15 protein-coding genes are annotated in these 13,215 nt (G+C 48.9%); 4 read left to right on the top strand and 11 right to left on the bottom strand.

The genetic code is table 11. The features are described 5' to 3' along the window. Positions 1-48: 48 nt before the first annotated feature. From Q9R23_RS02180 to hflX, 6 genes are all read right to left on the bottom strand, one after another. The gene (locus tag Q9R23_RS02180; RefSeq protein WP_035398130.1) at positions 49-324 is read right to left on the bottom strand and encodes a GNAT family N-acetyltransferase; all 276 of its coding nucleotides are present in this window, start codon (positions 322-324) and stop codon (positions 49-51) included. Then, entirely contained in the window at positions 299-535 is a 237-nt protein-coding gene (locus Q9R23_RS02175; RefSeq protein WP_290755514.1) for a (4Fe-4S)-binding protein, read from the bottom strand. The genes Q9R23_RS02180 and Q9R23_RS02175 overlap by 26 nt, the downstream gene beginning before the upstream one ends. A 116-nt stretch (positions 536-651) precedes the next feature. Further along, positions 652-1,998 carry a type I glutamate--ammonia ligase gene (gene glnA, locus Q9R23_RS02170; protein WP_290755512.1) on the bottom strand — a complete coding sequence of 449 codons (1,347 nt, stop codon included), beginning with the start codon at positions 1,996-1,998 and terminating at the stop codon, positions 652-654. A 45-nt stretch (positions 1,999-2,043) separates the two neighbouring features. Then, complete coding sequence (locus Q9R23_RS02165) at positions 2,044-2,442, bottom strand: MerR family transcriptional regulator (RefSeq protein WP_023467758.1); 399 nt, start codon at positions 2,440-2,442, stop codon at positions 2,044-2,046. A 141-nt stretch (positions 2,443-2,583) separates the two neighbouring features. Next, positions 2,584-3,861, bottom strand: coding sequence for a methionine gamma-lyase family protein (locus Q9R23_RS02160; protein ID WP_214855359.1), 1,278 nt, complete (start codon positions 3,859-3,861; stop codon positions 2,584-2,586). 2 nt (positions 3,862-3,863) lie between these two features. Beyond that, positions 3,864-5,105 carry a GTPase HflX gene (hflX, locus tag Q9R23_RS02155; RefSeq protein WP_214855357.1) on the bottom strand — a complete coding sequence of 414 codons (1,242 nt, stop codon included), beginning with the start codon at positions 5,103-5,105 and terminating at the stop codon, positions 3,864-3,866. A 139-nt stretch (positions 5,106-5,244) separates the two neighbouring features. Here hflX and Q9R23_RS02150 point away from each other — a divergent pair, with 139 nt between their 5' ends. Next, positions 5,245-6,216, top strand: a complete 972-nt coding sequence (locus tag Q9R23_RS02150) for a tyrosine-type recombinase/integrase (RefSeq protein ID WP_056060521.1) — start codon at positions 5,245-5,247, stop codon at positions 6,214-6,216. A gap of 149 nt (positions 6,217-6,365) precedes the next feature. On the opposite strand, the gene hfq is transcribed toward Q9R23_RS02150, so the two are convergent. Both hfq and miaA read right to left on the bottom strand, forming a co-directional pair. Next, positions 6,366-6,614 carry an RNA chaperone Hfq gene (hfq, locus tag Q9R23_RS02145; protein WP_023467753.1) on the bottom strand — a complete coding sequence of 83 codons (249 nt, stop codon included), beginning with the start codon at positions 6,612-6,614 and terminating at the stop codon, positions 6,366-6,368. 48 nt (positions 6,615-6,662) lie between these two features. Then, positions 6,663-7,589 (bottom strand): tRNA (adenosine(37)-N6)-dimethylallyltransferase MiaA, encoded by a 927-nt coding sequence (gene miaA / locus Q9R23_RS02140; protein ID WP_290782036.1) that lies wholly within the window; start codon positions 7,587-7,589, stop codon positions 6,663-6,665. Positions 7,590-8,097: 508 nt separating this feature from the next. Here miaA and Q9R23_RS02135 point away from each other — a divergent pair. Beyond that, positions 8,098-8,625, top strand: coding sequence for a P-loop NTPase family protein (locus tag Q9R23_RS02135; RefSeq protein ID WP_311246329.1), 528 nt, complete (start codon positions 8,098-8,100; stop codon positions 8,623-8,625). Between the two features lie 35 nt (positions 8,626-8,660). On the opposite strand, the gene Q9R23_RS02130 is transcribed toward Q9R23_RS02135, so the two are convergent. After that, positions 8,661-9,659, bottom strand: a complete 999-nt coding sequence (locus Q9R23_RS02130) for an ABC transporter permease (protein WP_214855351.1) — start codon at positions 9,657-9,659, stop codon at positions 8,661-8,663. Next, a complete protein-coding gene (locus tag Q9R23_RS02125; protein WP_023467748.1) occupies positions 9,652-10,572 on the bottom strand; it encodes an ABC transporter ATP-binding protein in 921 nt (306 codons plus the stop codon). The genes Q9R23_RS02130 and Q9R23_RS02125 overlap by 8 nt, the downstream gene beginning before the upstream one ends. A 126-nt stretch (positions 10,573-10,698) precedes the next feature. Between Q9R23_RS02125 and Q9R23_RS02120 the strand changes: the two genes are divergently transcribed. Next, a complete protein-coding gene (locus Q9R23_RS02120) occupies positions 10,699-11,463 on the top strand; it encodes an SGNH/GDSL hydrolase family protein (protein WP_311246328.1) in 765 nt (254 codons plus the stop codon). Positions 11,464-11,501: 38 nt separating this feature from the next. Here Q9R23_RS02120 and Q9R23_RS02115 read toward each other — a convergent pair whose 3' ends face one another. After that, positions 11,502-11,852, bottom strand: coding sequence for a DoxX family protein (locus Q9R23_RS02115; RefSeq protein ID WP_035408747.1), 351 nt, complete (start codon positions 11,850-11,852; stop codon positions 11,502-11,504). Between the two features lie 205 nt (positions 11,853-12,057). Between Q9R23_RS02115 and Q9R23_RS02110 the strand changes: the two genes are divergently transcribed. Beyond that, positions 12,058-13,188 (top strand): S1C family serine protease, encoded by a 1,131-nt coding sequence (locus Q9R23_RS02110; RefSeq protein WP_035408750.1) that lies wholly within the window; start codon positions 12,058-12,060, stop codon positions 13,186-13,188. The last annotated feature ends 27 nt before the right edge of the window (positions 13,189-13,215 follow it).

Below are 13,215 nucleotides of genomic sequence, written 5' to 3'. Positions count from 1 at the left end.
TCGAAAAAATCTCCTCTAGTCTTGAGAGACCGGAGGAGATTTTTATGATCACGTATTTGCTTGTACGTCCTGATAATCCGATTGATGTTCGAACTCTTTTTTCGCAAACGGACATAACGGCAGTAGCTTGACGTTTGCTTCCCGTGCCCAGTTGACGATCTCGGCAACAAGTTGTTCCCCAATCTGTTGGTTCCGGTGCGCGGGATCAACATACGTGTGATCAATGATCCACATGCCGTTGTTCGTATCGCTGTAAGTGATTTCTCCAATCACTTCACCTTCCTGATGGGCTTCGATTTTACGTTCCGCTCGTTTCAGCTCCATTTGCTTCCCTCCGTTCGTAAGATAAGGCGCCGCTTGGACAACCATCGACGACGCGCATGACGTCTTCCACCGGCGCCCCGTCCCCTTCAATCCAAGGACGCCGTTTGACATCAAAGACGGTCGGTAGACTTCGTACACAATGACCGGAATGAATGCAGACTTCCGAATCAAAATAGACCGTGATCTCTTTGCCTTCATATCCTTTTTTCATGATATATCGTCTCCCTTTCTTTGTACTCTTGTATCTTTCCATATCCTTGACTCAATCCCTGTCGACGACATGAAAAAAGCACTTCCAGACAAAAGTCCAGAAGTGCTTGAGTTGGATTAGAACAAGACCATGTACTGATCGCGTTCCCATTCCGTGACTTGCGTCCGGAACATATCCCATTCGATTTCTTTCAATTCAACGAAGTGCTCTGCGATGTGATCGCCGAGAGCGTGCATGACGACGTCATCCGCTTTCAAGACTTCGAGTGCGTGGCTGAGTGTTGATGGAAGATCATCGATTCCGTTCGCAACGCGTTCCGGTTTGTCCATGACGTAGATGTTACGGTCGATTGGAGCCGGTGCTTTCAAGTTGTTCTTGATTCCGTCGAGACCTGAAGCGAGCAATGTCGCAAGCGCGAGGTACGGATTCGCTGCTGGATCGACTGAACGAACTTCGATACGAGTCGAGAGTCCACGTGCTGCAGGAACACGGACGAGTGGTGAACGGTTACGGGCTGACCATGCGACGTAGCAAGGCGCTTCGTAGCCAGGAACAAGACGTTTGTATGAGTTGACTGTCGGGTTACAAACCGCTGTGAAGGCACGTGCGTGTTTGAGGATACCTGCTGTGAAGGCACGTGCATCATCCGACAATTGCATGTCTTCGTTGCCTTCATCGAAGAAGACGTTCTCGTTGCCTTTGAAGAGCGACATGTTCGCGTGCATTCCTGATCCGTTGACTCCGAAGAGTGGTTTTGGCATGAATGTCGCGTGCAAGTTGTGCTTCGCCGCGATCGTCTTGACAACAAGTTTGAACGTTTGGATGTTATCCGCTGTCGTGATCGCATCCGCATATTTGAAGTCGATTTCGTGCTGACCTGGAGCGACTTCGTGGTGTGATGCTTCGATTTCAAAGCCCATGTTCTCGAGCTCGATGACGATTTCTTTACGGCAATTTTCACCAAGATCGACTGGTGCGAGGTCGAAGTATCCACCTTGGTCGTTCAATTCAAGTGTCGGACGACCTTTTTCATCTTTCTTGAAGAGGAAGAATTCTGGCTCTGGTCCAACGTTGAATGATGTGAAACCGAGTTCTTCCATATCTTTAAGTACCCGTTTGAGCTGACCACGTGGGTCTCCTGCGAACGGCGAGCCATCCGGATTATGGATGTCACAGATTAAACGTGCAACTTTCCCTGTTCCATCTTCTGTCCATGGGAAGACGACCCATGTGTTTAAGTCTGGGAAGAGATACATATCTGATTCTTCGATCCGGACGAATCCTTCGATCGATGAACCATCGAACATCATTTTGTTATCAAGTGCTTTTTCCAATTGGCTTACTGGAATTTCAACGTTCTTGATCGTTCCGAGGATATCTGTGAACTGTAAGCGAATGAAGCGTACATCCTCAGCTTTAGCGATTTTCAAAATGTCTTCTCGTGTAATGTTGCGACGTGTCATGTGACAAATCCCCTCTCCGATTCGTTTTTATATGGTTACAGGTCCTTACTTGAAGAAACGCCCGAGCTCACCTTGGATGAGCGACGTCTTTCCATGTCGTCCTGCTTCCTTCAATTCATTTTTCAGGAGTTTATACAATTCGCCGTCAGATAGTTCCGGACGCGTCTCGACGACGCTCTCCGCAACGCGTTCGCGTTTGACGAGATCGTTTTCAAAAATCAATTTGATCCCTGCGATATTCAGTCCCTGATCCAGGTATTCCTTAATCGACAACAGGCGATCGACATCGTTGAACGAATAGAGGCGACGCTTCGTCTCTGTCCGCTCCGGCTTAATCAGTCCCTGTTCTTCGTAATATCGGATCTGGCGGGCAGATAACGCGGTCAACTCTTGAACGACTCCGATGGGAAATAGTGGCTTGGACTGGCGTGATGAGTCTGCCATGTGGTTCCTCCTTTTTCCTTACTCCATGAGAATAAACCTCTGTCAGGCAACTTGTCAAGCGATGTAAGAAAAGTTAACACAACTTTTTTAATCACTTTACTCGAAGTCGTTCAGAGGTCGTTTTCACGAGATATGCTAGTATTAAACGTTTTTTTCTGGAATTAATTGTTTTTCCATCAAGTGATTGACGGCTGAGATGATCGCGATCTTGACGTGGCTATACGTTAAACCACCTTGGACGTATGCAGTATAGGGTGCACGGATCGGACCATCCGCTGACAACTCGATCGATGAGCCTTGTACGAACGTTCCTGCTGCCATGATGACATCGTCCGCATATCCCGGCATATAATCCGGAATTGGTAACGCATGTGCATTGACGGGTGAAGCAGCTTGGATCGCCTGACAGAAAGCAATCATCGGCTCCGGCGCATGGAACGAGACCGATTGAATCAAATCCGTCCGTTCTGCCGTATGGTGCGGTGCCGTGTCAAAGCCGAACTGACCGAGCATGCTTGACGTGAACATCGCACCCATCAACGCTTGGCTAACCGTATGTGGTGCCATATAGAAACCTTGATACATATCCGGAAGTGCGGATAACGATGGACCGGCTTCGGCGCCAATCCCTGGCGTCGTCATCCGGAACGATGCCCGTTCGATCAAGTCCGTTCGACCGACGAGATAACCGCCAGTCTTCGCAAGACCACCACCTGGGTTCTTGATCAACGACCCTGCCATCAAGTCTGCCCCGACGTGCGTCGGTTCGATCGTCTCGACGAATTCACCGTAGCAGTTATCGACGAAGATCAGTACGTGCGGATGGACGGCTTTGATGGCGGCGATTGCTTCACCGATTTCATTAACCGGCAGACTGCGTCGCGTCGCGTACCCTTTTGAACGCTGTATCCCGACTACCTTCGTCTGCGGTGTGATCCGTTCGAGAACGACCGGTACGTCGATCGTCTCGGCGTTTTTCATCTCGACGACATCATAGTGGACGCCCAATTCCTTTAATGAACCGCGTCCATCACCACGAATTCCGACGATCTCTTCGAGCGTATCGTATGGTTTTCCTGTGATATAGAGCAGTTCATCGCCCGGCAACAATAAACCGAACAACGCGATACCGATTGCGTGGGTGCCGCTGATGATTTGTGGACGACAAAGACCGGCTTCCGCACCGAAGACGTCGGCATAGATGCGTTCGAGCGTATCGCGTCCTTCATCGTTGTAGCCATAGCCTGTTGACGGCATGAAATGAAAATCACTGACCTTGTGACGTCGGAACGCATCGAGGACACGGAATTGATTGTATTCCGCGACCTCTTGCGCCTTCTTGACGTACGGAGCGATCTGTTCCTCCGCCCGGTCAATGAGCGGACGAAGCGTTTCGTAATGGGTTAATTCTGAAAACATGTTTACACCTCGTATTGTTTCAATGTCGCGTATAGACGCGTATCTTTACGCAAGTAACCTTTTAGAATGACAGAACCATCTTCTTCGAACGATTCCTTCAAGTTCATCATGACTTCCTTTGCCGGATTGTAATGAGCAAAACCATCAACCGGGATGCGGATCTCGAGATACTCGAGGATCTCACTGATTGAACGTTCGATCTCTTCAATCAAACGCTCGATGTCCTGCGGATCAAGTGCAGAGATCAACAGTTTCCCGCCTGTAAACAAGCGGTTCAGCTGATCCTTCTTGTTGTAGACTTCTAGCTGCGGGATGTCACCGGCACCGAGTTCATCGAGAACATCGTTCGTCGTCTGCATCTGATTCAAATAATGCTCACTCGATGCATCGACGACATGGAGGATCAAGTCCGCTTCCAGCACTTCCTCGAGGGTCGAGCGGAACGCTGCGATCAACTTCGTCGGAAGATCTTGGATGAAACCGACCGTATCCGTCAGGAGGATTTGCCCACCTTCCGGCAAATCAACTTGACGTGTCAACGGATCGAGCGTCGCGAACAACTCATCCTTTTCGTATGTGTCGGCTTGAGTCAACCGGTTGAAGATCGTGGATTTGCCAGCATTCGTATAACCAACGAGTGCGATTTGGAACGTCTGGTTCTCTTTGCGACGTTCCCGGTAACGAGAACGGTGCGCGACGGATGTCTCGAGTTGTTTCGAAATCTCATCGACGCGGCGCCGGATATGACGACGATCCGTCTCGAGTTTCGATTCACCTGGTCCACGTGTTCCAATTCCGCCACCAAGACGTGACAGTTGTGTTCCCTGCCCGGCAAGACGTGGCAACAGATAACTCATCTGTGCCAGTTCGACCTGCAATTTCCCTTCGCGTGACTGGGCACGTCCAGCGAAGATATCGAGAATCAACTGCGTCCGGTCGATCAACTTGATCGCTTCCGGGTCTGATAAGGCAATCCGGATATTTTTCATTTGACCCGGCGTGACTTCAGCATTGAATATGATTAAATCAGGTTCAAGTTCGTCTGCTAACGCAACGAGTTCCTCAACCTTTCCTTTTCCGATGAACGTTCGGCGGTCAATCGCTTGTCGTTTTTGATCCAAACGACCGACGACGACACCATGCGCAGTCGTTACGAGTGCTTCGAGCTCCGCGACCGATTCTTCATAGACATGATCCGGGACACCGGGGAGCTGGCAACCAACGACGATGACGCGTTCTGACATAATATCATTCCTTTCACGAGTAAAGACGTACTGCGCCCCTTATCATACCACAGCCACCGGTTCGTCTGAACTTTTTTGGACAGGAAACATCCGTTCGGTTTATGATGGAAGAAACACCATTACGAAAGGGAGGAAAACGATGGCACGCGAACAGTCGTATACGCTTCCAGAATTCATTGAACGCTACCTATTTTATTTAACGACAAGCGGACGACAACTTTCGACCGTCCGGCGCTATCGGTACGATTTAATCGAAGTCCACCGCTACATGACGGATGTCGATCAACCACTTGAGACGATCGATGATTTCAAGGCGATTTCGATTGAGACGTGGAAGACGTTCATCAATGAGTACTTGATCGAAGAGAAACTCTACCAACAAGCGACGGTCGCCCGAATCGTCACCGTCATCAATCAAGTCAATTATCAAATTCGACAAACGAAGGCGAAGCTGATCGAATACGCACAACCGACACATGAATTGACGGCAAAACACGTCGCTTCCTTTAAGGAATACGAGCAACTCGTCCGAACGAATCAATCCGATCGCGGCTTGACGGAACATCAATTGAAAGCCCGTCCGTATTTGATCGATCGAAACGAACTCATTCTCCGCCTGTTTTATCGCTACGGTTTACGCGTCCATCACATCATCGGCTTAAAGATGCACGATCTCAACTTCGCCCAGCAAGAGATGACCGTCCACGATCGACTCGGCAACCGCTACCTGCTCCATCTCGAGCGGGAAGATCAAGATATCATGTTGCGTTACTTGAAGACGATTCCGGAGCCCGTCCGCCCACGTTATCACAGTACTGACCCTTTTTTCGTCGCCTTCGACTTCGCCCGGATGACATTCCGCTGGGTTTACAGTAAGAATGCACCGAAGCAATTGTCGATTGTCATGATCACGAAGATGATGCGTCAGCTGAATGAACGGTCGGACAACAAGCGGGTCTTGACACCGTCGATGTTACGCAACAGCTTCATCCTAAAAACGTATCAGGACGAGATGACGAAGGAAGAACGCCTGCAGAAGACGTGTCTTTATAAGGATGTCTCGCTTCGACGTTATGAAGAGGCGGTCGAGGAACTGACACCATTACTGTAATGACACATTTACGCTGAAAGTGAAGTAGCTGTCATTTTTCACTTCACTTGCGAAGCGTCATTCTTCTTTCGTTATTCGTCTCGAATTTTTAATACGACCCACACCTGAATGAAACCTAAAAAAAGACGACCCCCCGGTCGTCTTTTTCATTAGCGAGAAACTTCTTGCGTCTCTTCTTGCTCATATAACGTCACGTTGCGCGCTGGTGCGAACGTCGAGATCGCGTGTTTGTAGATTAATTGCTGTTTGCCTTCTGACTCCAAAATGACCGTGAAGTTATCAAATGACTTGATCAGCCCCCGTAATTGATACCCGCTGATTAAGAAAACCGTCGTTGGGACTGCATCTTTCCGTAATTGATTTAAAAAGACATCCTGAATGTTGTATGTCGCTTTCATGATTCCCCGTGCCCCCTCTTTTTATCTGTTTCTGTCTTCGGGCAACTCTTATTTAACCGCTTTCAGAAACTCTACAGTTCTATCATAGATAATTTTGAACGTTTCTTCAAATGAAAACTTTCCCATATCTACCCAAACGCCATCAAATTGATGACGGAACCAGGTCAATTGACGTTTGGCGAAGCGTCGTGTGTTCCGTTTTAGCATGTCAACAGCAGGATCGAGTGGTGCTCCGTCAAGAACAGGTAACATCTCTTTATAACCAATCGCTTGCAACGCCTTCGTCTGTCGATACCCGGCAGCGTCCAGACGCGCCACTTCCTCTAGAAGGCCACTGTCGACCATCATGTCTACCCGCTGATCAATCCGGTCATACAAACGATCCCGGTCTTTCATGTGTAAAACGAACAGCAAACTCTCGTAAAGTGCGGGTTGACTGCCAGTCGTTTGCGTCTGACCAGTCCGCGCGACCTCGATCGCCCGAACGACCCGCTGGATGTTATTCGGATGAATCGCTTCTGCGCGCACCGGATCGAGTTCCTTTAACCGATCATGTAGTGCAGTTGCTCCATGTGTCGCCGCATACGCTTCGAGTTCAGCCCGTAAGGCTGGATCTTCTGCCTGCTCAGTAAACTGGTAGTCATATAAAATCGAACGGATGTAAAGCCCTGTTCCGCCGACGATGATCGGCAACTTACCACGGCTCGCGATCTCATCGATCGTTGCTCGGGCAACCGTTTGGAAACGGGCTACACTCATCTCGTCGTCCGGTGTAACGAGATCAAGCAGATGATGCGGCACTCCTTCCATCTCTTCGGTCGTCACTTTTGCCGATCCGATGTCCATCCCTTGATAGACTTGAACCGAATCTCCGGATAAGACCTCTCCGTTTAGTCGTTTTGCGAGTTCAATGCCTGTCTTCGTTTTTCCGACTGCCGTCGGTCCGACGATGACGATAACTGGTTGTTTCTTCATTCTGCTTCACCCATTCTTTATCTTTTTCATTTTTGATTCGAGTGTACCACAGCCACTTACTCGGATTAAAAAAATCCACAAAAAAACCGCCCTCCTTGGACGGTTCCACACTTACTTGTCTTATACGCGACGGATGAAATCGTCATAGATGGCACTAAAGATGCACCATCCACAAATGACGACGCCTGTCAGCATGATGCCCCAATCTGCCATGGTCGTTCCTCCTCTAATCATCGTTATTCTCTCTTTTGACGGTTTGAATGGTTTGTAAACCCTTTCGAGCAGGTTTGACACCAATTCTTGGAATCAGTATGATAAAAGTACGATTGGTACGTAGCGCGGAGGCTGACCTGCATCAGCTTCCCATAGAGGCACTGCCTCTCGATTCCATGTCTTGTGCTGGCACGAGGCGACATAGGAAGATTTCTTTCTTTCACAGAACAGGTCCGGCATCATGCCCGGGCCTGTTCTGCGTGCTAGTAGATTATTTCAAAAGGAGCTGGTTCTCGTGCGCATTCAAATCATTGGTGGGTCTGGTACAGGAAAAAGTACACTAGGTGCATTCGTCGGACAATCGGAACGTATTGCGTGGATCGATACCGACCATTATCTCTGGAAAGATACGAAGTTCACTGAAAAACGTGACGTCTCCGAGCGATTTTCCATGTATGAAGCAGATATACTGTCTTACCGTGATTACGTCGTCTCCGGTTCCGTCTTCGCCTGGCACCCGGATGGTTTCACCAATCGGGACTTGCTCGTCTTCCTGTCGCTCGACGAATCGCTCCGGATGGAACGGCTCATCGCACGCGAAGCAGCACGTTATCCTGACTTTTCAGGATCAAATGAGTTCCTCGACTGGTGCCGGACGTATCATACAGCGACGGACCCGAAGATGATCGGCACGTTCGCGGAACACCAACTGCAAATGGAACGGTCGGTTTCCCCCGTTCTAAGATTAGACGCTTCCATACCGACACAGCTTCAGTATCAAAAAATAATGGAAACATATGACAAATCGCCTCATAAATCATGACAAACGGGTCCCCTCTTCAGGTGGACCCGTTTGTCTTAATACATATCTTTTTGCGTGAAGTTCCAGAAGGCAACGATTAGTGCCGCGGCCGTCCAACAACCGAGGACAGCAAGCGAAAACGGAAGTGTCATCCCTTCGATCGGTGGCGCTTGACCATCAAGGTAGTTAATCAGTCCAAAGTTGACGTTGACGAGATACTTCGAACTCGTCCAGCTCGAACCGAGCGTCGTCAGTAACGTACCGGAAATCAAAACTGCCATCATGATCCCGATGCCTGTCGCCGTATTCTTGACGAGAACGGAGACCATCAAGGCAATCGTCCCGACGACCGCCGTGACGATCCAGGCTAGACCGACCGCCATCAACAGATACTCCCACATCGGTAACGTATGCACGAATTCAGTCGAGAACGTTCCGCTCGGTGAAGCTTGGAATCCGGTCAAGATCGGTGCGGTCCAGCCGTCATAACCGAGGACGATTCCGGATATCGCATAACAGACGACGACGGTCAATGCCATCAGCATCGATGTATAAAGTAACACCGTCAACCATTTCGCCATGAGGATCTTCCAACGCCGGACCGGTCGCGACAGCAACGTCTTGATCGTTCCGTCATTTTGTTCCCCGCTGACGATGTCCGCCATGATGACGATGATGAACAGCGGTAAAATCAACGTCAATCCTTGCGAGAAGAAAATCCGGATGAACGTCGGGGCTCCCGGATAATTCGGATTGATGTCGTTATCGAGATAGTATTGGTTTTGTTTTAGGTCGAATTCAAGGAACTGACGGAACTCATCTTGAATACTGCTAGAAGCAAGACGGTTCTGTGTATCGACGATATCTTGTTGAAGTTCAACCCGCCAATCGAGTGTTCCTTGCTTTTTGATCTGTTCTTGAATGTCTCGATACTGTGCGTACGTAAACATTGAGACGAGGACGATGAGGATGATCGCAACGACAGCAAACCGACGTTTTGAAGCGATTTTTGTCACTTCATTTCGGACGAGACCGATCATGTTCGGATTACGCAATGTGATCTCCTCCCGTCAACGTGATGAACAGATCTTCAAGCGTCTGGACTTTCCGTTCGATCGTCCAAACTTCAACACCTGCTTCAAGCAACTGCTTGTTGAGTGCCGGCGTCTTACTAGCATCCATCAAGGTATGGACCGTATTCGCATCGACGACTTCGGATACTTGGACTAAATCAGAAGCCGATAAAATCTCGTTCGCCTTGAAGGCATCGTCGACACGCCAATCAACACCAGGAGCAAGCGACTCGACCAGCTCCTTGACCGTTCCGACTTGGACGATTTTACCGTAACTCATGATCGCGACACGATCGGCGAGCATCTCGATTTCAGCGAGAATATGACTCGAGACGAGGACCGACAGTCCCGTTTCCTCGACGAGCCGGCGGATGAATTGACGCAAATCCCGAATCCCCATCGGATCGAGACCATTCGTCGGTTCGTCGAGAATCAAGACGCTTGGTCGTCCGAGTAGTGCTTGGGCGATACCGAGACGCTGACGCATCCCGAGTGAGTATGTCCGGACTTGATCGTCGACCCGCGCCGTCAAATCGACGAGATCGATGACTTCCTGAATCCTTGCCTCGTCGACATTCGGTAACATCCGGGCGAAGACTTGTAAATTTTCACGACCTGTCAAATATTTATACAACTCCGGGTTCTCAACGATCGAACCAATCCGCTCCATCGCTTGGACGAACTGTTTGCGGACATCGAAGTCACAGACTGTGATTTTACCGGACGTCGGTTTGATCAGTCCGACGAGCATCCGGATCGTCGTCGTTTTCCCTGCCCCGTTCGGTCCAAGGAATCCGAAGACCTCACCCGGTTGAATTTCAAACGAGATATTATCGATGATCGTTTTTTTTCCGATCACCTTTGTTACACCTTCTAATTTAACTGTTGGTTTCACGTCTCTCACCTCTTATTGTCTATTCTAGCGGAATAATGAATCATTTGACTTGTCAGAACACTTCATTTCCGCACATTCTTTCTACATTTGCTACAATCAGGATAGAACCTAGAAGGAGGAACGTTCATGAAGCGATTACGCTGGTCCCTGTTTTTAACCGTTTCACTCTTACTGACCGCGCTGTTTGGTTACGGTTTCGTCAACGCCTATAGTGATGTCGTCAATCCACCGAAGCGTACCGTCCTCACACCAACGAAGGAAGAACCTGTCAAAAAAGGCGGAACGTACGTCGCGCTTGGTGATTCCTTGACGCGTGGTGTCGGAGCATCTAACGGAAATAGTTATGCTGCTCTTGTCGGACGTGACCTTGTCAAAGCGAACACGGTCGAGCGTTTTCAGAATCTTGCCGTCAGTGGTGCCCGGACGGAAAATTTATTAAAACAACTCAAACAAAAAGAAGTCCTACGCTCAGTCAGTCAAGCGAAAGTCATCTCGGTGACGATCGGCGGAAATGACTTGTTCAATCGTGGCGAAGGTGTCACGAATTTCGATGCAAAGAAAACGGCCGCGACGATTACGACGGCTCAAGACAACTTAAGAAAGACGTTCCGGATTCTGCGCGAACAAAATCCGGATGCTGTCATCTTCTACGTCGGACTTTATAATCCTTTCCGGGCAACGGAAAACGGTGAGGCGTTCGATGCGATCGTGCAAGACTGGAATGCTAAATCCCGGACGCTCGGGATTGAATATGACGTCGAAATCATCGACACATTCAATCTCGTTCGCGACGTCAAACGTGATTTATCAAGCGATCAGTTCCATCCGAACGACTCTACCTATGAAGAGATCGCAAAAGCCGCATTACTTGCTGTCAATAAACGTTTCTAAAACAAAAAGCCGCCATTTCGGCGGCTTTTTGTTCCGATTCATTTCAGGCGTTTGGCCAAGGCGATCAGTCCCCATTGAAGCGGCAAACGTGTCCAGAGCAACCATGATGGAAGGCGCTTCCCATTGACCGGCTTCGGATTGACGGCCATATTGACGTTTGCCGGTAAGACCGCGTACAAAAAGGCCGGAAGCGTCTTACGAACGAGATGTACTCCTTTTCCTGTCAACAGCATGAGACCATAAGCGATCTCGATCACACCCGTTACTTGGACGAAAAAGCGCTTAAACGGAATGAACGACGGCATGATGCTGACAAACCCTTTCTCGTTGCGGAAATGACCAACTCCCGCAAACAATAATCCTGCTCCATAGACTAGACGTAATAGCATGATCATTCACTCTCTCTTTCCACTTTACGGATTCATTCGAAACAGCTTCAGTGTATCGAACTGATCCGATTATCTCAACTTTTAGAAATTGTCGTCGAATTATGGGGAATGATGAGTCATTTCGGAATGTCTCCCGTAATCAGGTGACAAGTCACTTCATTTGCTATGATGAAGTCAGAAATCATACAGGAAGGGATGACGACTTATGGCTGGAAAAACAAAAGGACTTTTACCTGGATTGACTGGAGGAATCATCGGTGCCGTTCTGACGGCAACGATCGCGTTTCCGATTTTACTCGATCAAGAGCAACAGGTCGCGGACACACCACTCTCAAACGGAATGCCAAAACAAGTCTCGACGACGTCGAATGATCCAGTGACGAATGCAGTCGCCACTGCTCAAAAATCCGTTGTAACGGTAACGAATTATCAAACCGGTAATGCGATGTCGCAAAAAGAAGCAGCTGCCGGCTCGGGATCTGGTGTCATTTATAAAAAAGAGAATGGAAAAGCATACATCATTACGAACCACCACGTCGTCGATGGCGCATCAAAACTTGATGTCACACTTAACAACGGTAAAACACTGCAAGCCAAATTACTCGGTAGTGACGAAACGTATGACTTAGCCGTGTTAGAAGTCGACGCAAACGACGTTCCAGGCGTCATCACACTCGGGAAATCGGCTGACTTAAAAGCCGGACAGACTGTCCTTGCGATTGGTAATCCGCTTGGTGAATTCCAAAACTCCGTTACCCGTGGAATCGTCAGTTCGAAAGACCGGACTGTACCGGTCGATACGAATAACGATGGACAAGACGACTTTAATACAACGGTCATCCAGACGGATGCCGCGATCAATCCTGGTAACTCAGGCGGTGCCTTGATCAATGAACAAGGACAACTCGTCGGTATTAACTCGATGAAAATTGCCGAGTCGGGTGTTGAAGGTGTCGGTTTCAGTATTCCAATCGATGATGCATTACCAATCCTCAAACAACTTGAGACGAACGGTAAAGTCGAACATCCGACACTCGGTGTTTCCTTACAAGATGTGGCGGCGTTCCCTGCTGGTTATTTAAAAGATCAAGTTAACTTACCAGACAGTCAAAAAACAGGTGTCGTCGTCATGTCAGTCGAACCGAACAGTCCAGCCGCTGCGGCTAAACTGAAAACAGGTGACGTGATCACGAAAATCAACGACTCCGAGATTAAAGGATTCGTCGATATCAAAACGGCACTCATCAAATCAGACGGTCCACTCTCACTGACAATCATACGTGACGGAAAAACGATGACGGTCGAGACAAAAACAACGACGACCGACCAGCTGTAAACTTCAGCCTGACGTTTCGTCCGCCTT

Source organism: Exiguobacterium sp. BRG2 (assembly GCF_031844245.1).
GTDB lineage: Bacteria > Bacillota > Bacilli > Exiguobacteriales > Exiguobacteriaceae > Exiguobacterium_A.
Note: the sequence above shows the minus strand (reverse complement) of the source record. Positions and strands in the feature narration are given on the sequence as shown.